We start from the raw sequence: 25,531 nt of genomic DNA on the forward strand, positions 1-25,531 counted from the left end.
TCACGCATTCCTGTACACACGCTCGCCGTATTTATTAGCCCCAATCTAGCCCCACTTAGCCCCAAAAACATGCTATATTATGCATTAACTTGCTAGGTGCATAAGGGAGGATAATATCTGAAACATTGATATACCAACGTTTTATAACCATCATGTGCCCAACTTACATTTATATTATTTTACATTTGGATAAATCATAGTCGCAGGGTCCACGTATTCATCGAACTGTTCTTCTGTTAGTAACCCTGATGCAATTGCTGCTTCTTTTAAAGTTGTACCTTCTTTATGGGCTTTCTTCGCGATCTTTGCCGCGTTTTCATAACCGATATAAGGGTTTAATGCAGTTACGAGCATTAATGAGTTTTGTAAATTATGATCAAGCACTTCTTTATTTGGCTCAATTCCTACAGCGCAATGATCATTAAATGATTTCATTGTGTCTGCAAGTAGGCGAGTGGATTGTAAGAAGTTGTAAATAATGACAGGCTTGAAGACATTTAGCTCGAAATTACCTTGGGAAGCGGCAAAGGCAATTGTTGCGTCATTGCCAACGACTTGTGTAACGACCATTGTCATCGCTTCACTTTGCGTTGGATTTACTTTACCAGGCATAATAGATGAGCCTGGCTCGTTTTCTGGAATCGTAATTTCACCGATACCTGAACGAGGACCGCTCGCTAACCAACGAACATCATTGGCAATTTTCATTAAGTCAGCTGCAAGAGCCTTTAATGCGCCATGTGCGATAACGGCTTCATCATGACTTGTTAGTGCATGGAACTTGTTTGCGGCTGAAGTAAAATGTTTGTCAGTAAGAACACTAATTTCCGTTGCTACACGCTCACCAAATTCAGGATGTGCGTTTATACCCGTACCAACTGCTGTTCCGCCAATCGCTAGTTCTTTCATATATTCAATATTTTGGACAATCATATGCTCAGATTTAGCAAGCATTGCTACCCAGCCACTAATTTCTTGACCTAAAGTAAGTGGTGTTGCGTCTTGTAAATGAGTACGACCGATTTTAATAATATCTTTGAATTGCTCTGCTTTGTCATCCAGTGTTGCTTTTAGTAAGCGTAGACGAGGAAGTAAATAATCTTCTACTTTTAACACGGCAGCAATATGCAAAGCAGTTGGGAAAGTATCGTTTGAGCTTTGAGATTTGTTGACATCGTCGTTAGGATGAATACGATCAGCTTCACCAGCACTTTGTAAAATTTGGTTTGCTCGGTGCGCAATTACTTCGTTGACGTTCATATTTGATTGTGTGCCACTACCAGTCTGCCAAACTACAAGAGGGAATTGATCGTCCCATTGACCATTTAAAATTTCGTCAGCTGCTTGCACAATCGCATTTGCTTTAATATCTGAAAGTTTATCTAGTTTATTATTGGCGAGCGCAGCACTTTTCTTTAAAATAGCCATTGCTTGAACTAACTCAATTGGCATTTTTTCTGTACCGATTTGGAAATTTTCTTTACTGCGCTGCGTTTGAGCACCCCAAATTTTATCTGCAGGGACTTTAACTTCACCCATTGTGTCTTTTTCAATACGATAATCCATGTAAAACAGCTCCTTTATTTATGTAAATCTCCAATTAATAATCACCAATTTTGCATTGGCATAATTGTGTCCGATTCGGCTTTGTGCTTGCACAAAGAAGTTAAAAAACGGATATTCTTAGTCTGATGTAAGAATATCCGTTTGATACATGCTTGTTTCAAAAAAATAGGGGGGATTCTGAATTAAGCATTTTGGAGTAAAGAAATAATCTATTGATAATGATAATCGTTATCAATTGAAAAGTCAAATACTTTGCTTGTATATATTTATGCTTATGAAGAACAATTTGCAATGAAAGTTTTAGTAGAATTCGATTCCCACTTTTTAAAAGTTAAAACGCTACCATTAAATGATAGCGTCGGCAGATTAAAAGGGAAGAGCTATCTCTTTTTCTTCCCAATTTCTTTTAATGGTTGTTTTTTAGGTATTTTTTCAAAAATGATACTAACTTGATAGTTGTAGTCGTCTATTTGAGTAATCTGAACAACTTTTGCTTTACGTCCTTTAATTTTTATGATCTCTTCGACAGTTGGAAGACTAACTAGTAGCTGACTTAAAACGGACGTTTTGTTTTCATAAAAGTGAGTTACAAACATATTTTTTCTCCTTATAACTTTTTTTATTAAACCTAGAAAAAAGCTTGAGTTTCTTACCTTCCTTGAATGTTCGTTTGTATTGTAAAAGAGACAGAGATTTTTATTAGAAGGGGGAAGGTTTTACTCAATGTATGATATGAACCTATCGTATAGAACATTTGTTATACTGCGGCGGATCCTATTTTGGAAGCATTTTAGTGGCTTGACGAAAAAATGAAAATCGATTATGATGTAACGAAATAAATTAACAATGATTGGAAGTAGTAATGAGTGTAGTTTGCTTTAGAGAGATGATGGCTGGTGGAAATCATCGCAAACCATTTATGAACTCGTCCAGGAGTTTTTATGCTGAAGAAAGTAAGCATAAACGGCTGCTACCGTTATAGTAAAGTGAGCTTTTTAGCTAATCAGAGTGGTACCGCGGATAACTTCGTCTCTATGTTTTTTGGAGACGAGGTTTTTTTATTTTGGGAAATGGAACAGGAGAAATGGGAAACGCTTCACTAGAAATGGCTTCTTGAAAGCCCAACTACATCGACAAAACGTTAAAACATAAAGATGGGTGTCGAAAAAAGGGGGACAATGGGATGGAAATAACAAAAAAACAGGCAACGACAGTGGGGTTAATGGCACTAGTTTTATCAGCACTTCTAACATCGATGAGCCAGGTTTTCTATGCGAAGCAGGTGCAGGAAGTACCAACATTTTTATTTACTGGTATTAGTTTTTTTATAACAGCTATATATTTCTCTTTCTTTGCACGCAAACAGAAACAAGCTAATCGGTGGAAGGGAAATATAAATGATGTAGTGAAGTTAAATGTCGCATCCGTGTTAGCATTTATGGGGTTTTATTTCGCTTTAAAATATGTAGAGTCAGCGATTGTAAGTGCACTTGAGATGGGCATTGGACCACTTTTTGTATTGGTGTTAGCCGTTTTCGCCAAGGAATCAATTCCGAAAGCACAATGGGTAATTGCCATAGGGACATTTATCGCTTGTACTATATTAATAGTAGCAGTTGTTAGTGGGAAATCAGCTGTTCAAATGGACATAACATGGCCCGTGATCTTAGCATTAATAGCAAGTGTTGGCTGTGGGGCTGGAGCTGTCCTATGTACGATATATTCGAAGAGATTAAGTGAGGCAGGTTGGACGACTTCAATGATTTTAGCGAATCGTTATTACGGCATAATTTTATTATCTTTTTTCGCGACTTTCGACATATTTTTTAAATATTTCTCGGGAAATATTTCATGGATAATCGCAGTAACAGCAGTGGGTGTCATGCTTCCAATGTATTTATTGCAGATAGGTATTCAGTATTGTTCGACCTTAATCATAATGATGAGTTTATGCTTTGTTCCAATATTCACTTTTTTCTTTCAGATGTTTGATACAAGGCTATCCTGGTCACCCGTATCCCTTCTAGGAATAAGTCTTTTGTTTATTTTAGGCGTGTGTAGCTTGTATTTAGAGAAAAGGGCGGTTTCAGAGTAGCGTAAACGCGGTATAATAGTAGTAAGGGAGGAAACAAAATGTATTTAAAATCATGTAAGGTATTACAGAGAGATATTGTAGATAAAGACCAGTATCCTTTTAATATACCAAGTTTGCAGGATTTACAGGAGCTAGAGTTTCCTACGAATGTGACTTTCTTTGTTGGGGAAAATGGTTCTGGAAAATCAACACTGCTGGAGGCAATTGCGGATCGCTGTGATTTTAATACAGCGGGTGGCGGTCGTCAAAATTTATATGAAGTACATAAGGCGGAATCTTCACTGGGGGAATATATCCGTTTGTCATGGATGCCGAAAGTGACGAATGGTTTTTTCCTACGATCAGAAACATTTTATCAATTTGCAAGTCATATTGATTTGTTAGAAGATACAAGAAAATATACCGCTTTTGGTGGTAAGTCTCTACATCATCAATCACATGGTGAGTCCTTTTTATCGCTATTTATGCATCGCTTTAAAGGTAAGGCCATTTATTTATTGGATGAGCCTGAAGCCGCGTTGTCACCAACGAGACAGCTAAGCTTACTCAAAATTATTAAAGATTTAGAGCATGAGGCACAATTTATTATTGCCACACATTCACCTATTTTGCTTGGCTATCCAAATGCGACAATCTATAGTTTTGATAATGGGGACATTGAGTCTGTTCGCTATGAAGATACCATTCATTACATCGTCACGAAGCGCTTTTTAAATGCACCGGAATCCATTTTTTCAGAGTTATTTGATGAGGAGAGAGAATCATGAATCAACGTAAAGGCTTAGTCATGCGAGAAATACGATTAGATGAAATGGCACAGTCAATCGATTTGCTTAATTATGTTTTTCAAATGTCCATGTCCATTCATAAGGATCGTCGCTTTGTAAATGCCAAAAGTAAGCAATTTAATGAGGGGCATGCCATTGGTTGGTTCGATGGTTCGCATCTTGTATCTCAAATTTTAAGCCTACCTTTTGAGGTAAATGTTCATGGTAGGATCTATGAAATGGGAGGCATTACTGCGGTCGGAACGTACCCTGAATATTCTAGGCATGGTTTGATGGAGAGCCTTATTATTGAGAGCCTAGAGCGGATGCGAAACGAGGGATTATGCATATCCTATTTATTTCCATATTCTATCCCTTATTACCGAAAAAAGGGCTGGGAAATTATGAGTGATATTGTGGAGTTTCAGGTCAAGGATACGCAGCTTCCTCATTATGAAGGGTTAAACGGTAAAATACGCCGTGTTGATCCGAAACATGAAGATGTTGTGACCATTTATGCGCGCTATGCTAAGAAGACGCATGGTGTTATGGTCCGTAATAGTATTGCTTGGAATGAAAAGTTTCAGGAAGATTTTTGGGAAGAAAAATTTATTGATAGTGATGTGAACCTTCAGGCAGCGGTGTATTACGATGAGGATGATCTTCCACAGGGTTATATGTTTTACCGCATTATGGAGGAAAATTATTACATCGACGAAATTGTCTATTTGCAGGAAGAGGCGCGTAAAGGCCTATGGAATTTTGTCTCAGCACATAGCTCGATGATTTATAATGTCTATGGTAAAACAACTGGCAATGAAGCCGTTGCCTTTTTACTAGAAGATAGTGAGATTATTCAAAAGGTATCCCCTTATTTTATGGCACGAATTGTAGACGTAAAAGAATTTCTGCTACGCTATCCATTCACGGGAAATGATTTTCAGCTTCGACTTGCTGTTAGTGATCGCATTGTGGCATGGAATAATGGCACATTTGTCATCACAAAGCAAAATGGAAAAGTTGCAGTCGAAATGGTGAGTGATACACATTCAGAAAATGCTATTCAGCTAACGGTCCAAACGCTTGCCACAATGTTACTAGGATATAAACGACCGAGCTATTTAGAAAAAATTGAGCGTTTACAAGGCAATGCCATTGAAATTGCATTACTAGAGACGGTACTACCAATTGGCATTCCAACGTTTATTGATTATTTTTAAAAAAAGTATGGGAATTTGTGCAGAGACAGCCTGTGCAGATTCCTTTTTTTATAGGTCCAGGGGGAAATTGATCGGGTCAGTGAAAGAACTGATCGGGGTCAATGGAAAAGTTATCGGGTTAGCGAAAGAACTAATCTATAGTATAAATAATCCCCCACTTCCTAATTAAGGAAACTTCTATTTTGCTAATATCGTTTCTTATATAAACAGATTGGGGGATACAGATGAACGAATCCGAGAAGCTACAATGCAAGAAGGTATACAAACAAACTCTTCTAGTGCTACTTATTTGGATTTTGATTTTTGCTGGTATTTTAGGTTATGGTATTTATTGGTTATTTTTCGATTGGTCTAGATTTAAACAAGATTTGATTGCTGAATCTACATCACCACAAGGTACCTATACGGTGAAAGCTTATGTTTCAGATGCTGGGGCGACGACCTCTTATGCGGTATTGGGAGAATTGATTTTCAATCATGAGAGGAGAAAATCTCAGAAAATATATTGGCAATATCGGGAACATGAAGCGTACATTAACTGGAGCGATGATGATACAGTCAGTATTAACGGTGTTACATTGAATGTGCCTGATGAAACATATGATTATCGAGAAAATGAGTAGCCATAACCATTACAGTTATGGCTTATTTTTTGTGATCCAAGCTTTTTTTAGCAGTCGCACACCTAGGATGATTTCCTCCATTTTTAACTTACTAAAGCCTAATTGAATAATTGGCACTGAACTTGGCTGTTGTAGAAAATAGGGGCTCGTAGGGTAAACTTTTACTCCGTGTTGTTGTCCATTTTGAATGAGCTGTTCTTCTGAAAATTGTGTATGCACTTTAACCAATATATAAAGCCCAGATTGCTCTCCAAGAATTGTAATTTTTTCTCCGAATTGCTTGTTAAGTTCCCCTACAAGTGTATTTATTTTATGTTTATAGGTGATACGCATTCTTTTAATATGACGTGTCCATTCGCCTTGTTCCATGAATTTCGCCATTGTTAATTGATGTAAGGACGAGGCGTTATGTTCGAAATGGGCAAAGCGTTTTTTATAGGGCTGAACAAGTGCTTTTGGTAGCACCATATAACTTAAACGAATCGCTGGTAAAAATGATTTTGAAAATGTCCCCATGTAAATAACGTGTGACTTGTCGATTGAGGCGAGAGCAGGAAATGGCTGTTGCGTATAACGAAATTCACCATCATAATCATCCTCAAGTATATATCCATCAACATTTTTGGCCCACTGAATTAAAGCTTGTCGTTGCTGAATGCTCATGGAAACACCATATGGAAAATGGTGAGAAGGGGTGACATAGAGTAGGCGCGAATGAAACTGCGTTAAATGCTCAAGCTGCGCACCGTTTTCCAACACAGGTAATGTCTCTATATGAAAGTCATGAAGCTTGAACGCTTCCCGTGCACCGTTGTAGCCAGGGTCTTCTAAAATAACACTTTGGAAATCCTGCTTTAATAGAAACCCTAGATAAATTAACATTTGTTGCGTGCTGCTACCAATAATGATGTCCTCTTCATTTACATGAACCCCACGAGCTTGAAGTAAATAATGTACAAGTTGTTCCTTTAAAAGGGGCTCACCGAAAGGATCGCCATATTGATAGCACTCGTTTAAAGGTAAAACTTGATTAGCTATTTGACGCCATATTTTTAAAGGGAAATGCTGTTGATCGACAGCGCCAGCACGAAAGTCAATGATAATATCTTCACGGTTATTTTTCCTGTTTTGAGTAAGGCTTGTTCGTTCCTCCTCCTGTAGAAACACTTGTTCAAATTCATTGACGAAATAACCCTTTCGGCCTTCACCACGTATGAATCCTTCCGCTACAAGCTGCTCATAGGCAGTTAATGTTGTATTCCGACTGACATGTAAAGTATCGGCTAGCCGTCGAATAGAAGGAAGAGAATCATTCGTTTTCAATCTCCCTTGTTCGATTAACCATTTGACTTGCTGATAAATTTGTTTATATTTTGCCTCTGCATCTGTGAATAAGAAAATAAAATCCTTCATAAAGTCCCTCCTTGACATGTTAAAATATTTAGAACTGTTTCTTTTTAAATGTCAGTTTGTTATTTATCATCATACTAGAATGACCTATAAAAAAGAAATGGGGAGATAAGTGCATGGAGATTCGTAAAGTAACTTTAGCAACAGTTGGGGAAGTGGTGCCATTATTTAATGCCTATCGAGAATTTTACGGTCAACAATCTGACTTAGAACAGGCTGAACAGTTTCTATTGGAGCGTTTAAATAAGGAGGAATCGGTCATTTTTCTAGCTTATTTAGATGAGCGGCCAGTTGGTTTTGTTCAGCTCTATCCTACTTTTTCATCTGTTGCAATGAAAAAGGCGTTTATTTTAAACGATCTATTTGTGGCAGAGCATGCTAGGAAACATGGGGTAGCACAGGCCCTAATGGAACAGTGCTATTCGTATTGTTTACAGAAAGATGCGCGTTATATAACTTTAGAAACAGCGACAGATAACGTTCGTGCTCAAAAACTATATGAGAAGCTCGGAATGAAAATAGATGATGGAGTATTTCATTATATTAAATATTGGTAAAAGGAGGTTTGAATAATGACTGTAACCATCAAACAATTAACAACGGAGCAGGAGTGGGTGGATGCATATGCCGTAATGGTGCAACTTCGTACGGAATTAACAGTAGAAAAGTATCTCCTATTGTTAAAGGAGATGACTCAAGATGGCTATATGTTATTTGCTTTATACGAAAACATGAAAATGGTGGCAGTCGCCGGGTTAAGTTGGAGAGTCAACTTTTACAGTGAACGCCATATTTTTGTTTATGATTTAGTAACGGATGAGCAGTATCGTTCAAGAGGCTATGGTGAGAAACTATTGCATTATCTGCATCAATGGGGCAAAGAAAATGGGGCGCACTATATTGCTTTAGAGTCTGGTATCCAAAGGATTAGTGCACATCGCTTTTATGAAGATCGACTAGGGTATGAGAAATGGTGTTATTCATTCCGAAAAGCATTGTGATCCAGAAGGAATATGATTTTTTAAACCTCACATACTAATGGAAACATGAAGGAGGTTTATATGAAAGTAACGTTCAAAAAGCTTTTCCTAACTAGCATATTTATGATGAGCTTTACACCAATTGGTTATGCAAAAAATGTAATTCAACCACATGCAAATGGTGAGGAAGGACAGGTTGTTTACCATGTAAAGTACAATTATGATGCTATTTGTAAAGTTCTTGGGATTACGCAAGAAGTGTATGATCAATATTGGAAAGAGGGACTTTCGATTATCGATATGGCAAAAAGGGAAGGTATTGACCAACGTGAAATAATAAATTATTTTGTGACATTTCACTATCAAGAAATGCAAAAGTGGCGAAAGAAGGGTGCGATGAACGAAAATCATTATTTTGATTTAGTTTATGAATTAAAAGATGAAATTACAGACTTTATTGAGCGAAATCCGAATAAAAAATGAAAGCGACTAGTGTTTTTCTAGTCGTATTTTTTATGGGTAAATACTGATTAACATTCAATTTTTAGTTATAAAGGATAATTATTTAATGATTATCATTAAATAAAATTGAATTTAACTCTGCTATTTACTATGCTTAACATGAAGGAGGACAGGAATATTGACCATTGACGAATTTCGAACGTCAAGCGGTGGAAAAGTGGTTGTTACCGGCAAATCTCGAACAACAAGTGGCGATAAAGTAGATCTACCGGCGATTTCCGAGAAGAACTTTTTCACCATCGCTAGTCATTCTTCATGTAAAACATTTGAACAGGGGGAACAATTATGATTTTGCAAAGTGTAATAAATGCAGTTTTTCAGGTCATTGTATTGTCTGTTATACCGTTCATTTGGTGGTTTTTCTCAGCAAAAAAGGAACAATCATTTTTAGCATGGCTCGGCCTTCGAAAGCCTGTCATTGAAAACAAAGGTAATTATTTTGTATGGTTTTTAGTCATTTTTGTTTTATTATTCGGACCACTTTTTACAATTAGCTATTTCTACCTAGACAGTTCAATCTTAGCGTCAAATCGTTTTACAGGGCTTGGTCTTTCAGCGCTCATTCCTGCACTTTTCTATGCAATTGTACAAACAGGATTATCAGAGGAGTTGTTCTTCCGAGGCTTTTTACTGAAAAGATTCATGCATAAGTTTGGTTTTCAAATCGGAAATATCATGCAAAGTTTACTATTTGGTATTTTACATGGATGGATGTTTTTTTCTTATATTCCTTTAGTGGTTGTAGTGTTAGTTGTTTTAGCAACCGGTTTTGCAGGTTATTTAATGGGATGGATCAATGAACGAAAATCCAATGGCTCCATCATAACAAGCTGGGGCATACATGGCATTGGCAATCTGTTCGCCTCTTTCATGGCCATGTTTAATCTACTCTAAAGACCTAGCTCATTTGCATTTAATCATGTTCGATTGCATAATAAAGCAGAGGAGTGATAGAAATGCAATTCATCGAGCGGGTAGTAAAAGGATGCTTGGTTATCGGTTTTATATTAATGGGAGGGCGGATTATCACCGCGATATGCCGTTATTATAATATAGCATTTACGACTTTTTTCGTTGATTATCATGTCGCCTCACTAGCTATACTATTTATAGGTATTATAGGAACAGAGATACTTACTAGACGAAAAAGGAAGGGACGAGCATAAATGACGGAATGGCCAAAGGGCGTAGCGAAGCCTGCTATACGTGCATTAAATGCGGCAGGGTATACACGATTAGAGCAATTGGAAAAGGTTGATTTATCGACGTTAAAAAAATTACACGGGATGGGACCGAAAGCATTAGCGGCCATTGAAGCAGCACTGAATGAAAGTAGGGGGTACGGTGAATAAACTAACATTATTATTACTGGCAATGGTGGTCTATTATATCCTTGTTGTTCTCGTGATTAGCAAGTTATTTATTATTCCTCTCATGAAGTTTATGGCACTTATATTCTTCCTTGGAGCGGGTTTTATTTTTTCTCGAAAAATGCGAAGGAAATTACAATAGGACGAATTATGAAAATTACAAAACTAGCCATATTTTATTTGGTCATTTTTATGTTGGCGCTATTACTATCACTAGCTGGGGTTCGCCTATCCATTGTACTCGGCATTTTTATCCTTATTGCCATCGCAATGATTTATAGACATATACATATTGTATTCTGGACTAATAATATGAAATTGGTGGATAAGTTAGTAAAAGATCGCAAGAAGCATCCCTTTTTTGCTTATCTTTATGCAGCTGCTTATGGTACAAGAGAGGATTTGATTCATTCTTTAGAAACAGCTATTGAAACATATAAGCAGCCAGCTATAAAGTATAACTATAAATTTATAAAGGCAATAATGGAAGAGAATTTAGAGGAAGCAAAGGATGCGGCTAATAAAATAAATAAAGAGCCATTAACTAGCTACGCAAAATGTTATATCGCTGCACTTGAAGGACGAACAACAGACATGCGAAGCGATCAGCTTACGAAGGCGTGGATGCAGCCAGCAATTGAAGCGGTTTATGCGTCTACCTTGAAGAATGAAGCCGCGTTTGGTCAGTATCAGAAAGAAAGCATTGCCTTTGCGCGCGGCGTACAAAAATATGCGTTAATACATACTTTTGAACATATGAAAACTGATCTGTAAAATATTAGGCTACTCGATGCTGTTTGGCGTCAAGTAGCCTATTTTTTTCTGTAGTTTTGAAATAAAGTAGTATGATTTAAAAAGCCAAATGGATCCATGTAAATAAAAAGAATCCATTTGAAAAATGATCGATCAAAATGGAATCTTATCTGTCGAATTTATAACAATCGCCCCAGAATAAAAATGGCTCTAAGCATTTCGATATTTTGCTAACATAATTTCATCATAATATTTATCTAATTGTGGCAGCCCCAATTCTTCAGCAATCATAAGCTCAGACTGCCTGTCATAATCTACTCTAATAAATTGAATGGCATTGTTTGAATGTGTTCCATCTAGGATCGCATATGAGGCTGAAGTTAAGTCAAGTGAATTTCCGACACTCCCAACGTTACACAGAATACCCTTTTTATATGTATGTAAAAAAGTCGTATGTATATCGCCGTAGAATACAATATCAGGAAGTTTATTGTTATTGATTGAATTTGTTATTTCACTATTCTCAAACATAGATAAACGCTTTTCAATTGGATGATTAACCCTGATACGTTCAAATTCACTTCTTGGAGATGCATGAAAAAACCTTACTAATTGTCCATTTAATTCAAGATCAATGTTAAATGGTAATGAACCAAGATACTCATAATCTTTTTCTGTTAATCTATCTTTGTACCACTGTATAAAATCATTATCAGTAGGGGATTGAATAAATACATCCCAGTTGCCTCGAACTACTCGTTCGCAGTTCTTTCGGATGAGTTCTATACATTCAGATCCTCGTGGCCCTTTGCCGATTAAATCACCTAAACAAAAAATTCTTTCAATTTTTCTCAATCGAATGTCTTTTAACACTGCTTCTAATGCCGTTTTATTCCCATGTATATCTGAAATAATTGCAATTTTTGTCACAAAGCTTCCCCCCTCATAAATTCCATCTATTCTTTATAGTTGTTTCTATTCGACAGACTGCATTTTAATCCTTTAAAAAATAAATGAATCGAAAAAAAGATGTACACATTCTGAAAAGCGTCTTTCATAATAAAAGGAGCACAGAAACCCCTTTAGACAAAACATATCTAAAGGGGCAAAATAATTTTTATAAACAGTACAACTTTTTTAAATCTACATTCTCTGTTATTTATCATACATTAGTACAGCGTAGGGTATGCTCTATTCCTTTTTATTCAATAAAATGCCACGCACGATCCCCATTGTAAATATTGTACTTATTACAAATAGAAATACATAAGCATGCCACTGCTGTAAAATACGTTCATGGCCTAAAGCAACTGTTAAATCATTGAATAATGAATATGTAAAGTATAAGAGTATACTATTTTTGATGAGACAAAAGGTAATGATTCCATTTTGTCGCTGGATATGAGATAAGCTAGGCTTATTTTTGCGTAGGATAGGATAAGCTGCTTTCATCTCTAAGTAGTGTAAAAGTAAAAATAGCATTAAGGCAATGAAAGGTAAATAAAAGATGGTGATTTTCGGACCAAATTGCGCATGTTCACTCTTAAAGCTTTGCAAAACGGGGATAGAAGCGGGGAGCTTACTGTATTGAATGAGCGTTGCCGTAATGCCAGCTAAAAAAATAGTCGCGACAATAAGCGTTAGCGATTTACAAAAGCGTGGTGTAGGTGTTTTTTGTTGTTCAAGCATTCGTTCACCTCATAGTTCAACTTTAAAAAATTGCAGTCTGTTATACTGTATCATAAGAATACCATCATGTGTGTCATAGAAAGAAGGGTTAGATGGAATACTTGTTGTTTTTACTAATTGGAATCATTGGCAATGTCATTGGCACGTTAGTTGGAGGTGGCGGGTTAATAACATTACCGACTATGATGTTAGTAGGAGTTCCTGTCCATTCAGCGATCGGTGCGAATAAGGTTTCTAATATGGTCAGTGCTTTTTCAAGCTTCTATACAATTTATAAAAGAAAAGAAATAGTATGGTCAGAAATGCGTTCAGTATTACTTGTTTCTTTAGTAGGTGGTACACTCGGAGGTTTGTTTGCATCATTTATGAGCAGTCAAACATTAACGTTAATCGCCATCATTTTATTAGGCTTTGCCCTTGTTATGTCCTTTTTAGGTGGGGCTGAATTTGGAGAAAAAGAAAGCTTTACAATGAATCGTAAAAACGGTCCAATCCTTTTAGGGGTTGGTTTTTATGATGGGATGTTCGGTCCTGGTAGCAGTACACTTGCACTTTATACATATGCACATGAGAAAATCTCTTATATGAAAGCAGTAGGTTTGTCGCGTGTAGGTGTTTTTGCGATGTGCTCAGGAGCTTCTATTACGTATATTGCCACAGGTAAAATTGATTGGCCGTTGACAATCGTATTAATGGTTGGTTCTGTAATCGGTGCACAAATAGGCATTATCCTTGCCAGAAAGGTTAATGCAAATCAAGTAAAGCTATTGTTGCGTATTGTAACAATTGTGTTGATCGTACAGCTTGGTTATGATTTTATCTTCATTCAGTAGAAGACATCACCTATGAAGGTGATGAGATAAATGGAGATATAATATCTTTTCAGTGGGTATCCAAACATCTACTGAAATAGAGGAACTCAGTCAAAGAACGCCACGTCCTGTGGCAATGACTGAGTGACCAACCTCATGTTGGCCCAAAGCCTCCGGCGGATGTCACGGATTTTGAATTGTGCGAGCACAATTCAAAATCCAGACGCAATTACGCCAAGGCGAAATTGATAAAACAGATATAAGGAGGCGGTATACATGTTTGAAATCACACCTTATCCATCTTTTTCGTGGTCGCTGTCACGTCATAAAACGTTAACAAGCTGTGCGCGAAAATATGGCTATGAATATTATTTTTCTCATAATGGCTGGCTAAGTTACAATGTGGAGCCATATCATCAACATGTCTATCGCTTAAAAAAGCTTCAATCGATGCCGATTTTATTTGGGCAAATCGTCCATCATTTAATAGAGCAATCGATCAATGATTATTTACAAACCCGCGAGACTCCGACTGTAGCTGAATTAGTCAATCGTGCACGTGGCCAGCTTAATGCCGCTTTTATCGATTCTACACGTCATGTAGATTTATGGAGACATAAGCCTAATAAATTTCATATGATGCAAGAAATTTATTACGAAGGAAAGTTAAATCCTGAACTCGTACAGGACTATAAGGAGCGCATGACGGCTGTGTTTGATAACTTTCTTAACAGTGAAACGTTCCAGCAAATTACTGCACAAAAAGGCTCGCTACGAATCGGTGAGCCTGAACAATTTCGTTCTATGAAAATCGAGGGGGTACAAGTTTTTGTCGTAATGGATTTTCATTATTTTGATGAGATGACAGACAAGTGGATTATTATCGACTGGAAAACAGGTGGAGAGTCCGATGATGATCGCCAACAGTTAGCACTCTATGCTTACTATATTCAGCAAAAATATCGCGTATCTCTTGATCAGATTGATGTTTATAATGAATATTTATTGACGGGTAAACGAAAAAAATACACCTTTACAGCATTTGATATGGACAATATTTTACATACGTTTCAGCGAAGTGTGCTGGAAATGAAAAAATATCAGGCGGATATTTTCTCGAATGAACCTGTAGACTTTGAGGGATTTGAGAAAACCCTTGAAAAATGGCACTGTAAAGGGTGCAATTTTAAAGAATTATGTGTGCACAATTGAATTTGAAAATGGAGCGAGTGACCAACTAAAAAAGTCATCAAACTCGAAAGAATCAAAGAAAAACGAAGCGCCGTTAATTTTCGGTGCTTTTTTAATTATGTATAACGGGTTATAGGAAATATGCAACAAATCTAATAATATTATCGTTATTGTAACTAATCATACATAGAAATCAGAGTTCAATACTCTCATTTAGTTAAGGAGTGTGAAATGGATATTAAGTCATTTTTTCAATATTTATCTTATGTAGTTTATTTTTTAATAGTGTTTATCTTAACCTACTATATGCAATGGATAACTGTACTTTTTGTGGGCAGTATACGTTTTACAGCTGCAGATAGTTATCCAGGAGATTTAAGTCGTTTTTCTTTAATCACAATGAGTTTCGTGTTTTCTATCATGCATTTTGTTGTATTAACAATATATTTACTTCTTCATAATATACTGGTGTCTTTATTTAAAATTAGGTTTCAATATAAGATTGCTTTGGTGTTCAATACGGTTGTTGCAGTCAGTTTAATTATTTACTTTATAAAAGTATTTTTATATTGAGCCCTTAAATACTGAGTAATGTGCAGTAAGCGCTATTTAACAAAGCAGAGGCAAAGAATACTGTAAAAGTAATAAAATTTGTTCTGGAGAAAAATTCTACTAACCCAATGGAAAACCTTCAATAATATACATTGGCTTTTGGAGAGGTATGTCTGTTAATTGGGAAGAAGAATGAGCGTGTATTTTAAAGTATTGTGTGAGCAGAATTGAATCTGAAAATGGAGCGAGTGAGCCAAAAGTGAAAGCTTACTTATAAAATGCCATACCTAACTAGGTGTGGCTTTTTATTATGCTCATATTTCTGGTCATTACAATCCATTATATAGGTAGATGGGAGGTGTTAACTTATGGAGTATGAATATAAAGTGAAGTATTATTTTAACGAGGGTCATGAAGAAGAATATAAAATCAAGAATAATATTGAACAAGAAACATTTGTAGAAGAAATTTCTAACGGGTTCAATGAGAAGCCTTGGTATTCATTTACTGAAACAGAACATTATAAAACGATTTTAATTAGTACTATAGATGTTTACAAAGTAGTAGTAGAAAAAAATGTTTTAGAATTTGATTAATCAAATGTAATTAGTCACATCTTCTATCAAGGTGTGGCTTTTTATTATGCATTGAAAAAATAGATAAATTTTAAGGGCGCGTTATAAAGACAGGATTAATTTACAAAAATTTTTAGAATCAATTCTGCCATTAAAGCGCATGAAATAAAACAGTATCAAACATTTTTTAATAGACAAATGTTTGATACATGATAGCAATTAGAGAGGCGATGTCATCATCGATTGCTTCAATGTGGATACGATTCGTTAAATTTGTATTTGTACTATTTAAATTTCTAATTACAGCAATTTTTTCACCATTTAACGTTAAGGTTCCTGAATAAGTGTAGTCTTTCTCAAATTGATACACGTCCCCGTTGAGCATAAAAGATTGCACCTTTTCAATTAATTGCACACGATTTTGTGTTATTGAAACCTTATCCATTGTACTGCAGCTATAAAGTGTATAACGAACACCTGTAAATACACAATCAATTTTGTATATTGGATGATTATTCATTGAAAAAGCATTATAGCAGTAGGGCATTCCATATCGTAGAAGCATATGAGACAGTTGTGTTAGGATACGATGGCGATTTTTTTTGAGGATACTTATAACTTGGTAGTCCTTATTATAAATAGGAATACTTGTGTAATAAGAATCTAATTCTGGGATGCTATATGAATAAATCTGCAACGATGTCTCTCCTCAATGATCTCTCTTAATTAATTCAATCAATATCCATTAAATCGTACCGTTAGTTGAATAACAACTATTTTTTAGCATTTAGGGTAAATGGAAATATTTATCCAAATAAGTAGGGTTTGAGGTATTAACAGTGCTAGTTTGTTAAATTAAGGATTTTTTGAGGAACATAAAATGCTAGTGTAGGAGTGGTTTTATTGAATGATAATAAGATGGGGATAGTGTTCTCGTTTATATTCGGTAGTTTAGCCATTTTAATTGTAGTGTTTCTATTGTCTTTTGCGTTTTTTGGCAAAGAAATACTAGACGCGTTGTTTGGGAATGGGAATTTCTAGTCTGTATCTGTAAGCTGGCATCGTAGTAATAAAAAATATAAAGTGAAGCCCAAGTACTCAATTGATTTTGTGCCTAGGCATCACTTTGTTTAAGAGAAAGACCGGAACGGTATGAAGAAGAAAACGAATAAAGGCTTCTTCTTCATTGTTTAGAGAGACGTAATTACTCCAAAGAGAAATGAATCACTCTATTCCCACCAATGCTTCAGTTCTGTGAAGCCTACATCCCATAGCTTTATATTACCAGTGATCATAATGGTCATTTTTTTGGCTTCGTAATATAACGGAATTTCTAATGGCATTTCAATTGTTTCGGATTCTTCTTTCAAATTCACTTCATTTTTTTGGAATATTACATTTCCGTCCGTAATTATGGTCACTTCACCTTTGAATTCCTCTTGATCTGGAATGCCAATGTTTAGAAAAAATGTTAGCTCCTCTTTATCTTCAATAGTATTAGTATAGATTTTGGTAGTATTTCCTTTATTACTATATAAATTGAATTGGGGTTCAATCTTATTACCACCTACAGTGAAGGTCGGTACATCGTTCGTTAGTGGTTTAGCTTCTGTTATTTCTTCAATAGTATGCAAGGGTTGTGCAGGACTTACTCGTTTATCTAAAACTTCAGAGACAATCATCACGCAAACTAACAGTATAATGGCAGACAAGGACGAAGCGATGAGTTTTTTTAAAGTCAAGTTTGAAGTGAATCCAACTTTGTAAACAACATATCCTATTGTTGCACCTATAGTATTTGAAATAATATCATTCACATCAAAAGTCCCAAGATGTACTAAAGATTGGATCGTTTCCAATCCAAGAATCACGATCATGAACCATCCTATAAATTTTTTATAATCAAATTGATTAAGTAAGGGCAGTAGGATACCAAAGGGGATAAAAGCTGCTATATTTCCAAAATCGTACAACCAAGAAAACGTAAATCTAGGGAAATTCAAAGGAACACCTGATGGGATGAGCAAAAATTCGTAGCCGTAGCTTTTGTAATCTTCGTAACGGTCTAGACGATTAAAGCCAAAGAACATGAAGTATAAGATCAGACCAGTGTATAGAATAGTAATCATTATAATTAAATTTCGTTTTTTCATATTTTTTATCTCCTTTTCATACCGATACCTCTAGTCATTTACGAACTACTTTGTGTACTTTACTTTTTCGAAAATTTCCTCTAACAGGAATCATAGTGTGGAAACATTTAAGAATCCTTCATAGAGTACTAGGGGTACTAATTAATCACTTACACGATTTTCCTGACTTATTTTATTGTGATGATTTCCAAACAGTCACAATTTTTTGCGGTCTACACATATAAGACTGCCTATATTTCACTTAGCATTCCTAGAGAATCCTTTGGCTTTATCATTATTGTAAGTGGAAATAATTAATAATTATTGAGGGTATTTATGAAGATTTCTTAAGAACTTAAACTTTCTTTTTTTGCTGTGGAGTAATGACAGTGGATTGCCTAGTAGGGAGAAGTATTGTGATGCAACAATGTATGAGGATCAGCAAGCTAGTCATTTTTCATTAAATTTTCTTGCTAATAGCATATGTGGAATGATGAAAGAGCAACCGATTATCGGTAAAAATGATGTATGTATTTATGTTAGAGAAGTAACACAAAGGCATATCAAAGTCATAAAAATTGTTGGTGATTCATTACAAACATTCTATTCTACACAACAACATGTTGGATGGAATAGTAAAGGAAAGGGTTGTCCAGTGGTGCAGGATAGTTCAATAAGAAAATAGACAATAATAGTTTAGTGTTTTTTTGTTAAGTTGGAACATTTGTTTAATATTGGTATTTAATCCTTGATTTTAAGTGTTTTTATAAATAGTATTTAAAAGAGGGAGGGATATTACTTGGCTAATAAACAACATCATATTCCATTTTTGAAACGACCTTGGGTATCTTCTAATGGTGTATTTGTATTGTCACAACTAATCTTTATTACATTAGAAGCAACAGGGTGGATTCCTAATTATCGAGATTTTAGTGGAACGTTATTTGGAAGAATTACTGAATCTTCATTTTTCAGAGAGTGGTTTACCTTTTATGATATACAACATTTCAATTTACTTACTTTCTTTTTTGGCATTACATTACTCGTGCCTGGAATAATAGGTGCGATAAAAAACGTTTTTTCACCAAGTCTACAAAAGTAAAGATTTTAAAAGGTGCTGCTCTATAGTCAAAAAAGCTATAGCGACAGCACCTAGTTATTTATTAGTGGAAATATTTGTCGACACGCTGAAGTACTTCGTCAGCAGAAAGACCATCAGCGTCAATAACAGGTCCTGCCATGACAGGATCGCTAATTCCCATGATATCTCTATCTTGCCCAGTGATTACACAAGCATCACATTTTTTTGCATCTTCTTCAGTACGAAGCTGAATAACTTCATAACCTTTTGCTTTTAAAGCGTCTTCAACGTTTGTTAATGTTTGTTCCACACCAATTATTCTAGTCATTATTCTTCCACCTCCTATATGTAATGTGTCATATAGGATTGCTAATTATTCATTACATTCATTTTTTTGTAATACATAATAAAAAAAAGGCGTCTAAGTTGACTCTAAATTAATGAATAAAATTTAATGTTAGGAGGCATCTTTTAAATGGGAAGTCTAAAGATAAAAATATTTAGTCTTTTATTTATAATTGCATTTGTATGGATTGTTATGGTAAGTATTGCTGGACCACCCAAGCCTGTTGTATTGTCAGAAGGTAAAAAAGTATCAATTGTACAAGGTACTTATTGTTGGTGAAATTTTATAAATAATAAATGTGTTGATAAAATTCCCCCACCGGAAATTATTGCTAATAAAGAAATTGTTCCGTTTTCTGTTTCACCTCAAAGTGAAATTAACATTAATTTTAAGAAAGCACCTATTGAGGGAATAGAAGTAGATAAATGGTTAAGCAGCGATGAAATTGAGGTAGTAAAAGTACAAGATAATGTTTTCTCTGTACCGAAAGAAAAGGGGACTTATATTTATAGTGTTTTCGGAAGATGGGCTAAAGGAAGTTCTTCTTATATTTTTGCTATAGAAGTAAAATGAATACGATAAAAAGTGGCTTATTTAAAAAGGCTGTTTTCGAAAAGATTGTTGCTATTCAACTAACGGCGCAGTTTAGTTAAACAAGATGATAAAATAATGTTATTACAAGCAAACAATCGAGGTAAATTATGAAATTAACATTGGCTACAAACGAAGAAATCAATATCCTACATTCAAAATATAAAAGATTTAACACTCACCTTCTTGAAAAGCCAAGTGAGTTATACAATCATATCGGTATTATGGACGTATTCAATCGTGTTCTTACTGAAGAAGAGGCATCTGAGTTATTGGGAGAAAATCATAATTTAAAGTATGGTGCAAATTTCTTGGATACTTTTACGCAACTTTTTCATCTAAAAGAGAGTGAAGTGTATGTACACATTTATAAAAAAGGATTGAGTAAAGAAGCATTCAAATATAAATTAAGTTGCTTAAATCGGTCGGAGGCGAATCTCTTTCGAAAATTGTTTTCCCACAGTAAGGGTATTTATAAAATAGGAGATGTGGAAGCCCTTGTCTTTTTAACGAAACTCTCAGTAACTGAACTATATTTCGCAGATTTTTTCTTTCCTTCTCTGGATTCAGTGATAATAGGGAATTATGATTTGTCGTTCCCTATTTATTCTAAGACGATAATCGGTTTTAATAAATGCAAAGAAATTATTGAAGAAAACGGCTTATTTATACGACAATAGGAAATGAACAATGATAGAAGTATGGATTTCTTGTTTCACTAACGGGGTGCTTTTCTTGAAGATCATTGAGTTGCATAAGCAGCTCTTTTTTCTTTATTGAACTAACGGTGCAGTTTAGTTGAATAGTGTTATTTAACTTGTTGTTCAACAATCGGGCCATATTGTTGAACAACAAGTTAAAAGAAAATTGTTCTGAGTGAAGAGATTGTATAGGTTTACACTTAAACTAATGGGCAGTATATTAAAAGAAGTCTATTTGGCATAGAAAGGAGGAAAAACTGAGTTGAATTGGGGATTTTTTAAAAAGAAACAAGCATATTATCCTGCTGACAGATATTCAAAAGATTATATAGAAGAAATGTTACAGGTTACTGGCAAATATGAAGTATCACGAATACCTGCAATTTTTGAGTTATTATTAACCAGTTCTAATGAATTGAAAGTTAGAGCAGCAAAAGTTCTTCATGACTATGTTCAATCATTAAACATTCTTGAATTATCAAAGCTTGATAATTTGTTTAGAGAGCGGTCTTCATTGGATTGGTCATATGATTGGAAAACTGAATCTCCAGAGAATTTATTAACAACCGATATGACTGAAGAAGTGAGATTAATGATTCTAGGTTTATGTAGCTTTCATCCAAGCGGATACTTTAGAGAAAAAGCACTTCATTTTTTAGATCAGCATGATTCAGGTAAAGAATTGTCCTATTTGCTTATAAGATGTAACGATTGGGTTACAGAGGTAAGGGATACGGCTAAAAAATATGTTGAGCGTCGTTTAAAACATTCATATGTAAATAATATTGTAAATAACCTTCCATTAATATTTAAGTTAAAGAATACAAATAGAAATGATAACAGAAATTTTTTTGAACAGGTGGTTCATATTTTATCTCAAAAGGAGTCATTTCCCTTTTTAGACAAAGGTACTAAATCTCATTTTGGTAAGATAAGATATTTCTGTTATCGAGTCATTATATCTTCAAAAATGTATAATAAAGAATTACTTTTAAAATATCTAAAACTAGAAAAAGAACCTCATCCACGTCTCTTGCTGTTTAATGAATTAATAAGTGATATTAGTGTTGATGAATTTAAGTTATATTACCCAACTTTAAAGAAGGACAAATTTCCAATGATACGGGCTAAAGTATTAGAGAAATATTTCTCTTTCTTTCCAGATGAGAGCATCAAAGAACTAGAAAATGCACTATTAGATAAGAGTGGTACGATTAGGTCAATAGCAAGATTCATATTAAGTAAACAAAATAAATACGACTTCCCCTCTTATTACATACGAATGTTAAAGTCTTATCAATTGGTTCGGGGAGCTTTATTAGGATTAGGAGAAGTAGGTAAGAAAAATCATGTAGAGTTAATAATTCCATACTTAGATGATAGTAATGTTTCAATAGTTAAGGCTGCTATCCGTGCAATATCATTATTAGATGGAGAAAATCATAAGGCAGAATTTGTTGGATTGCTTGATCATAAAGGTGAAGGAATATCTAAAGCTGCAAGAAGGTCATTATCGACAGTTTATTATAAGGATATCAAGGAACAATTATATAGTTTGTATACAGAGACGAATTACAAACATACAAAATATAATATTGCTCTTTTGCTAAGTTCACTTTCAAAATGGGATGCAATAATCTATATTATAGAGTTTTATGTGAATGAGGAAGAAAGTGAAATCTCAAGATTGGGGAAAACCAATTTTATTAATTGGATAGTAAATTTTAATCGTACTTTTGATTTACCAACTAAGAACCAAATTGTTTCAATTAGGAACACATTATCAAAGTATGGTAGTGAATTAGAAAAAAGCGACGTAAGAGAAATTGAATTTTGTATAAAAGGTTTTCAATGATAAACTTAATTAATTTTATAATAGTTCTATTTCCTAATGTATCCAGAACTAATTATTGTGAAGTGTTTGTAATGAATTTCACTTTTTCTAACGGGGAGTGTAAGGTGTAAGTTTAACAAGCTAAGGTAGGAATCATTATCATGATCTTCAACAATCGGGCGGATTGTTGAAGAAGCGTCGCTGTTCTTGTTAAACTCCCATGAAAGAACTTAATCCTCTTTCATTTTCTGTGGTGAAGTGCTGATTTTTGCACTTCATGGATGGCTAACGGGGTGCTTTAGTTGAATAAGATAGATAAACCAGAAGCAACAATCTTTGAGAAAACAGCCTTTAAAAAAGACACATTGAAGTTTATTTCCAATGTGTCTTTTACATAATATAAATACGTAACTAAATGATCGATTGCATAAATTGAATAATTTGATCCTCTTGAATGGAATCAACAGCAACTTTATTTCGACTCTTTTTTTGACATTTTGTACATTGATGGATAAGTTGAAAGCCTTTTTTTCCAGTATAATCGACTCCAATTGGTCTCATCAAACCTTTACAAGTACTTGTTCTGTCTCCTGGAACATTATCCATATGTTTCGAAAATAAACAATTTGGACAATGATTTCTGAAACTGCCGTTGCTTAATGGTTCAACCATCGTACTACAATTTTCGCATTGAAATGCTGTATTCTCATTTTTTCTACTCAATTGCTCTTCCTCCAAAATGTTATTTCAACATTGGAGGAAGGGTTCCGTTTTCTTTTTCTGCAAAAGCAGTACCAGGCTTTTATAGGGAATGGACGAATTCACCGTCTTGCTTTTCAAAACGATTACTTCTAGTTCCTGCTTCACAAAGACTTTTTTCATCCTTTGATCCGGACCACGATTGATTTTATGCTTTTGTGTCAACCACTGTAAGACGGACCGCTCCATCTTCCACTAGTAGGTGTTCTCCTATAATCACTGACTTCGGCATTCGTCCCCTAACGAGCGATTGTTTTGAATAGATAAAGCGTCAATTTATCACCCCTTATTATATGGCAGTTATTTTAATCATTTAAAGGATACCAAATATATTAAAATGTTTAAATAGTCTGTATTTGGCGAACGAAGCAAACTCTAAAAAGGGGACTCCCACCAATCATCTCTAAATGATTGTTGAGACGCCCCGATTCTTTTACTTATTGTGGAAGGTAATCTTGGCCATTAATTGTTAATTTAGAAGCAGAGATTAGAATATCTCTATTTGCTTCAAAATATGGCTCTAAAATATTGTAAAACGTTTCCCATTTTTCTTCCATCTTTGCTGAATCTTCTTTTCTATCTAGCTTTAAGATTTCTTCATAAAGTTGTTTTAATTGTTTGCTATCCGCTTTATTAACTTTGAATTCAAAGTTAGACATGTATTCTTCAAACGTTGGAGGTATTATGAATTGACTAAGGGTATCATGGAATTCACTCCATATTTCACCAAATAACTCATAATTATCTTCTCTTTGTGCTTTTCGTGCTTCTTCATAAATATTTTTAAGTTTTGCTAAAGTTTCAGCAGGGATATCTAATAAGTCTAAGCGTTCGATATATTCTTTAAATGTTGGAGTTGGATAAAGCTCATCAAGATATGGTTGGAGTATTTTATTAAATCCTTTCATTTTTTCCTTAGCCTTTTCCTCTTGACCATCTTTTTCAAGCTTTACCCATTCTTCATAAATAGCTTTAAGCTCTTTTTTATCATTTTCTGCAATAACTATATTGTTTTCACTAAATCCGTAGTCTTCTAGAAACTCTTCAAAAGATTGGGGCTGCCAACTAGCTAAATAATATGGTTTCGTGATTTTATTCATTTCTTCAAATTTCTTTTCAGCCTCGTCCATCTTTTTATTTGTTATCGCATTTGAAGCTTCTTTTTCTAGCTTCTTCACTTCACTAAACATTTTTTCTAATTTTGTTAACTCTTCATTTGGTACACCTTTAGGTAAGTACTTTTTATAAACCTCGAAAGTGTAAAAGTCTGAATAATCCTCAACTACTCCGCCTTCAACTGTGATTTCCTGTCCTTCTACTAAGTTCATTTGTTCTAGTTGCTCGTCAGTAAATTTAAAGAAACTGATATAGTAGTTTTTACCATCTCTACCTTTTAGCTCAACCCCGAATCCATTAAGGTTTGTAATCGTTCCTGTAATTTGTTGTTCGATTTGAACAGTAACACCATTTGTTGGTTCTACTGTAGTAGCTCCTGCTTGAAGGGGTGTCAGAACGGCCATTCCTATTGTTAGTGCTGAAGCAATCATCCAAGTTTTTTTAATCGGTTTTTTCATGAACATATCTCCCTTTTTTTACTCTGGAACTTTTAGTTTCCAATATTTAGACGAATTACCAAATAAAAAGGTTCTTCTTTTTTTGAAAAAGTTAAAAAATTTCCAATATTCCATGCTAAGTTTTTAAATGTGTTAACAATAAAGCTTGAGCAGTAGCAATAATTACAAGATATATATTGTTGGAAAAAATATTACAAAGATGATGAGATTGAACCAATAAAAATTGAAGGTAGTGTTTCTCCGCACCAAAGAGAAGGGGGGATATTTCTCGTAGTTCTGGAAAGGGGGTTAAAGGAAGTTTTTCTTATACCTTTGTTATAGAAGTTAACTGATTATACTGCGGTATAGACTTTGAATACATCCCCAAAAATTTTTGTGGAATCAACAA

The 25,531-nt window shown here is 34.7% G+C and carries 31 protein-coding genes and 1 other annotated feature; of the genes, 21 read left to right on the top strand and 10 right to left on the bottom strand.

Annotation, left to right across the window (positions count from 1 at the left end; all coding sequences use genetic code 11):
- Nucleotides 1–174: 174 nt before the first annotated feature.
- A complete protein-coding gene (gene fumC, locus ACQKN2_RS01435) occupies nt 175–1,566 on the bottom strand; it encodes a class II fumarate hydratase (RefSeq protein WP_427413335.1) in 1,392 nt (463 codons plus the stop codon).
- A gap of 380 nt (nt 1,567–1,946) precedes the next feature.
- Nucleotides 1,947–2,162: a hypothetical protein gene (locus ACQKN2_RS01440; RefSeq protein WP_427413336.1), complete on the bottom strand. Its 216-nt coding sequence runs from the start codon at nt 2,160–2,162 to the stop codon at nt 1,947–1,949.
- A 241-nt stretch (nt 2,163–2,403) separates the two neighbouring features.
- Nucleotides 2,404–2,603, top strand: a binding site (T-box leader).
- A 146-nt stretch (nt 2,604–2,749) separates the two neighbouring features.
- On the opposite strand from ACQKN2_RS01440, the gene ACQKN2_RS01445 reads away from it, so the two are divergent.
- The 4 genes from ACQKN2_RS01445 (at nt 2,750) to ACQKN2_RS01460 (ending at nt 6,271) form a co-directional block, all read left to right on the top strand.
- The gene (locus ACQKN2_RS01445; protein ID WP_427413337.1) at nt 2,750–3,661 is read left to right on the top strand and encodes an EamA family transporter; all 912 of its coding nucleotides are present in this window, start codon (nt 2,750–2,752) and stop codon (nt 3,659–3,661) included.
- 38 nt (nt 3,662–3,699) lie between these two features.
- Nucleotides 3,700–4,428, top strand: a complete 729-nt coding sequence (locus ACQKN2_RS01450; protein ID WP_427413338.1) for an AAA family ATPase — start codon at nt 3,700–3,702, stop codon at nt 4,426–4,428.
- On the top strand, nt 4,425–5,648 hold the full coding sequence (locus ACQKN2_RS01455) for a GNAT family N-acetyltransferase (protein ID WP_427413339.1): 1,224 nt from the start codon (nt 4,425–4,427) through the stop codon (nt 5,646–5,648). The genes ACQKN2_RS01450 and ACQKN2_RS01455 overlap by 4 nt, the downstream gene beginning before the upstream one ends.
- Nucleotides 5,649–5,872: 224 nt before the next feature.
- Nucleotides 5,873–6,271, top strand: a complete 399-nt coding sequence (locus ACQKN2_RS01460) for a DUF5412 domain-containing protein (protein ID WP_427413340.1) — start codon at nt 5,873–5,875, stop codon at nt 6,269–6,271.
- A gap of 15 nt (nt 6,272–6,286) precedes the next feature.
- Here the strand turns inward: ACQKN2_RS01460 and ACQKN2_RS01465 are convergent, their stop codons facing one another.
- On the bottom strand, nt 6,287–7,684 hold the full coding sequence (locus ACQKN2_RS01465) for a PLP-dependent aminotransferase family protein (RefSeq protein ID WP_427413341.1): 1,398 nt from the start codon (nt 7,682–7,684) through the stop codon (nt 6,287–6,289).
- Nucleotides 7,685–7,797: 113 nt separating this feature from the next.
- Between ACQKN2_RS01465 and ACQKN2_RS01470 the strand changes: the two genes are divergently transcribed.
- The 8 genes from ACQKN2_RS01470 to ACQKN2_RS01505 all read left to right on the top strand — a co-directional run bounded on the left by ACQKN2_RS01470 (nt 7,798) and on the right by ACQKN2_RS01505 (nt 11,327).
- Complete coding sequence (locus ACQKN2_RS01470) at nt 7,798–8,238, top strand: GNAT family N-acetyltransferase (RefSeq protein WP_427413342.1); 441 nt, start codon at nt 7,798–7,800, stop codon at nt 8,236–8,238.
- Between the two features lie 15 nt (nt 8,239–8,253).
- The gene (locus tag ACQKN2_RS01475) at nt 8,254–8,682 is read left to right on the top strand and encodes a GNAT family N-acetyltransferase (protein ID WP_427413343.1); all 429 of its coding nucleotides are present in this window, start codon (nt 8,254–8,256) and stop codon (nt 8,680–8,682) included.
- 60 nt (nt 8,683–8,742) lie between these two features.
- Nucleotides 8,743–9,144 carry a hypothetical protein gene (locus ACQKN2_RS01480; RefSeq protein ID WP_427413344.1) on the top strand — a complete coding sequence of 134 codons (402 nt, stop codon included), beginning with the start codon at nt 8,743–8,745 and terminating at the stop codon, nt 9,142–9,144.
- A gap of 157 nt (nt 9,145–9,301) precedes the next feature.
- Complete coding sequence (locus ACQKN2_RS01485; RefSeq protein ID WP_427413345.1) at nt 9,302–9,472, top strand: hypothetical protein; 171 nt, start codon at nt 9,302–9,304, stop codon at nt 9,470–9,472.
- The gene (locus tag ACQKN2_RS01490) at nt 9,469–10,077 is read left to right on the top strand and encodes a CPBP family intramembrane glutamic endopeptidase (RefSeq protein WP_427413346.1); all 609 of its coding nucleotides are present in this window, start codon (nt 9,469–9,471) and stop codon (nt 10,075–10,077) included. The genes ACQKN2_RS01485 and ACQKN2_RS01490 overlap by 4 nt, the downstream gene beginning before the upstream one ends.
- Before the next feature lie 272 nt (nt 10,078–10,349).
- Nucleotides 10,350–10,535 (top strand): hypothetical protein, encoded by a 186-nt coding sequence (locus tag ACQKN2_RS01495; RefSeq protein ID WP_427413347.1) that lies wholly within the window; start codon nt 10,350–10,352, stop codon nt 10,533–10,535.
- On the top strand, nt 10,528–10,695 hold the full coding sequence (locus ACQKN2_RS01500; protein WP_427413348.1) for a hypothetical protein: 168 nt from the start codon (nt 10,528–10,530) through the stop codon (nt 10,693–10,695). Before ACQKN2_RS01495 ends, ACQKN2_RS01500 begins: the two co-directional genes overlap by 8 nt.
- Before the next feature lie 8 nt (nt 10,696–10,703).
- Nucleotides 10,704–11,327: a hypothetical protein gene (locus tag ACQKN2_RS01505; RefSeq protein WP_427413349.1), complete on the top strand. Its 624-nt coding sequence runs from the start codon at nt 10,704–10,706 to the stop codon at nt 11,325–11,327.
- Between the two features lie 189 nt (nt 11,328–11,516).
- Here ACQKN2_RS01505 and ACQKN2_RS01510 read toward each other — a convergent pair whose 3' ends face one another.
- Complete coding sequence (locus ACQKN2_RS01510; RefSeq protein ID WP_427413350.1) at nt 11,517–12,236, bottom strand: metallophosphoesterase family protein; 720 nt, start codon at nt 12,234–12,236, stop codon at nt 11,517–11,519.
- 261 nt (nt 12,237–12,497) lie between these two features.
- A complete protein-coding gene (locus tag ACQKN2_RS01515; RefSeq protein WP_427413351.1) occupies nt 12,498–12,995 on the bottom strand; it encodes a DUF1648 domain-containing protein in 498 nt (165 codons plus the stop codon).
- A 92-nt stretch (nt 12,996–13,087) separates the two neighbouring features.
- On the opposite strand from ACQKN2_RS01515, the gene ACQKN2_RS01520 reads away from it, so the two are divergent.
- The 3 genes from ACQKN2_RS01520 (at nt 13,088) to ACQKN2_RS01530 (ending at nt 16,146) form a co-directional block, all read left to right on the top strand.
- Nucleotides 13,088–13,828 (top strand): sulfite exporter TauE/SafE family protein, encoded by a 741-nt coding sequence (locus ACQKN2_RS01520; RefSeq protein WP_427413352.1) that lies wholly within the window; start codon nt 13,088–13,090, stop codon nt 13,826–13,828.
- A gap of 255 nt (nt 13,829–14,083) precedes the next feature.
- Nucleotides 14,084–15,019 carry a PD-(D/E)XK nuclease family protein gene (locus ACQKN2_RS01525; protein ID WP_427413353.1) on the top strand — a complete coding sequence of 312 codons (936 nt, stop codon included), beginning with the start codon at nt 14,084–14,086 and terminating at the stop codon, nt 15,017–15,019.
- An 899-nt stretch (nt 15,020–15,918) separates the two neighbouring features.
- Nucleotides 15,919–16,146, top strand: a complete 228-nt coding sequence (locus tag ACQKN2_RS01530) for a hypothetical protein (protein WP_427413354.1) — start codon at nt 15,919–15,921, stop codon at nt 16,144–16,146.
- Nucleotides 16,147–16,312: 166 nt separating this feature from the next.
- Here ACQKN2_RS01530 and ACQKN2_RS01535 read toward each other — a convergent pair whose 3' ends face one another.
- The gene (locus ACQKN2_RS01535; protein WP_427413355.1) at nt 16,313–16,822 is read right to left on the bottom strand and encodes a tubby C-terminal domain-like protein; all 510 of its coding nucleotides are present in this window, start codon (nt 16,820–16,822) and stop codon (nt 16,313–16,315) included.
- Between the two features lie 206 nt (nt 16,823–17,028).
- On the opposite strand from ACQKN2_RS01535, the gene ACQKN2_RS01540 reads away from it, so the two are divergent.
- Nucleotides 17,029–17,166 carry a hypothetical protein gene (locus ACQKN2_RS01540; protein ID WP_427413356.1) on the top strand — a complete coding sequence of 46 codons (138 nt, stop codon included), beginning with the start codon at nt 17,029–17,031 and terminating at the stop codon, nt 17,164–17,166.
- Between the two features lie 188 nt (nt 17,167–17,354).
- Here the strand turns inward: ACQKN2_RS01540 and ACQKN2_RS01545 are convergent, their stop codons facing one another.
- Nucleotides 17,355–18,278 (bottom strand): VanZ family protein, encoded by a 924-nt coding sequence (locus tag ACQKN2_RS01545; protein WP_427413357.1) that lies wholly within the window; start codon nt 18,276–18,278, stop codon nt 17,355–17,357.
- Between the two features lie 373 nt (nt 18,279–18,651).
- On the opposite strand from ACQKN2_RS01545, the gene ACQKN2_RS01550 reads away from it, so the two are divergent.
- Together ACQKN2_RS01550 and ACQKN2_RS01555 are read left to right on the top strand one after the other, a co-directional pair.
- Nucleotides 18,652–18,942: a hypothetical protein gene (locus ACQKN2_RS01550; RefSeq protein ID WP_427413358.1), complete on the top strand. Its 291-nt coding sequence runs from the start codon at nt 18,652–18,654 to the stop codon at nt 18,940–18,942.
- Nucleotides 18,943–19,056: 114 nt separating this feature from the next.
- Entirely contained in the window at nt 19,057–19,359 is a 303-nt protein-coding gene (locus tag ACQKN2_RS01555; RefSeq protein ID WP_427413359.1) for a YfzA family protein, read from the top strand.
- Nucleotides 19,360–19,420: 61 nt separating this feature from the next.
- Here the strand turns inward: ACQKN2_RS01555 and ACQKN2_RS01560 are convergent, their stop codons facing one another.
- On the bottom strand, nt 19,421–19,666 hold the full coding sequence (locus tag ACQKN2_RS01560) for a YkuS family protein (protein WP_376075675.1): 246 nt from the start codon (nt 19,664–19,666) through the stop codon (nt 19,421–19,423).
- 147 nt (nt 19,667–19,813) lie between these two features.
- Between ACQKN2_RS01560 and ACQKN2_RS01565 the strand changes: the two genes are divergently transcribed.
- From ACQKN2_RS01565 to ACQKN2_RS01575, 3 genes are all read left to right on the top strand, one after another.
- On the top strand, nt 19,814–19,963 hold the full coding sequence (locus ACQKN2_RS01565) for a hypothetical protein (RefSeq protein WP_427413360.1): 150 nt from the start codon (nt 19,814–19,816) through the stop codon (nt 19,961–19,963).
- Nucleotides 19,964–20,385: 422 nt separating this feature from the next.
- Nucleotides 20,386–20,955: a hypothetical protein gene (locus ACQKN2_RS01570; RefSeq protein WP_427413361.1), complete on the top strand. Its 570-nt coding sequence runs from the start codon at nt 20,386–20,388 to the stop codon at nt 20,953–20,955.
- 283 nt (nt 20,956–21,238) lie between these two features.
- Entirely contained in the window at nt 21,239–22,831 is a 1,593-nt protein-coding gene (locus ACQKN2_RS01575; protein WP_427413362.1) for a HEAT repeat domain-containing protein, read from the top strand.
- A gap of 390 nt (nt 22,832–23,221) precedes the next feature.
- Here ACQKN2_RS01575 and ACQKN2_RS01580 read toward each other — a convergent pair whose 3' ends face one another.
- Both ACQKN2_RS01580 and ACQKN2_RS01585 read right to left on the bottom strand, forming a co-directional pair.
- Nucleotides 23,222–23,533: an RNHCP domain-containing protein gene (locus ACQKN2_RS01580; protein ID WP_427413363.1), complete on the bottom strand. Its 312-nt coding sequence runs from the start codon at nt 23,531–23,533 to the stop codon at nt 23,222–23,224.
- A 473-nt stretch (nt 23,534–24,006) separates the two neighbouring features.
- Nucleotides 24,007–25,143: a hypothetical protein gene (locus tag ACQKN2_RS01585; protein WP_427413364.1), complete on the bottom strand. Its 1,137-nt coding sequence runs from the start codon at nt 25,141–25,143 to the stop codon at nt 24,007–24,009.
- Nucleotides 25,144–25,531: the final 388 nt, after the last annotated feature.

This window comes from Lysinibacillus sp. NPDC093688 (assembly GCF_050280145.1).
Classification (GTDB): Bacteria; Bacillota; Bacilli; order Bacillales_A; family Planococcaceae; genus Lysinibacillus; species Lysinibacillus xylanilyticus_B.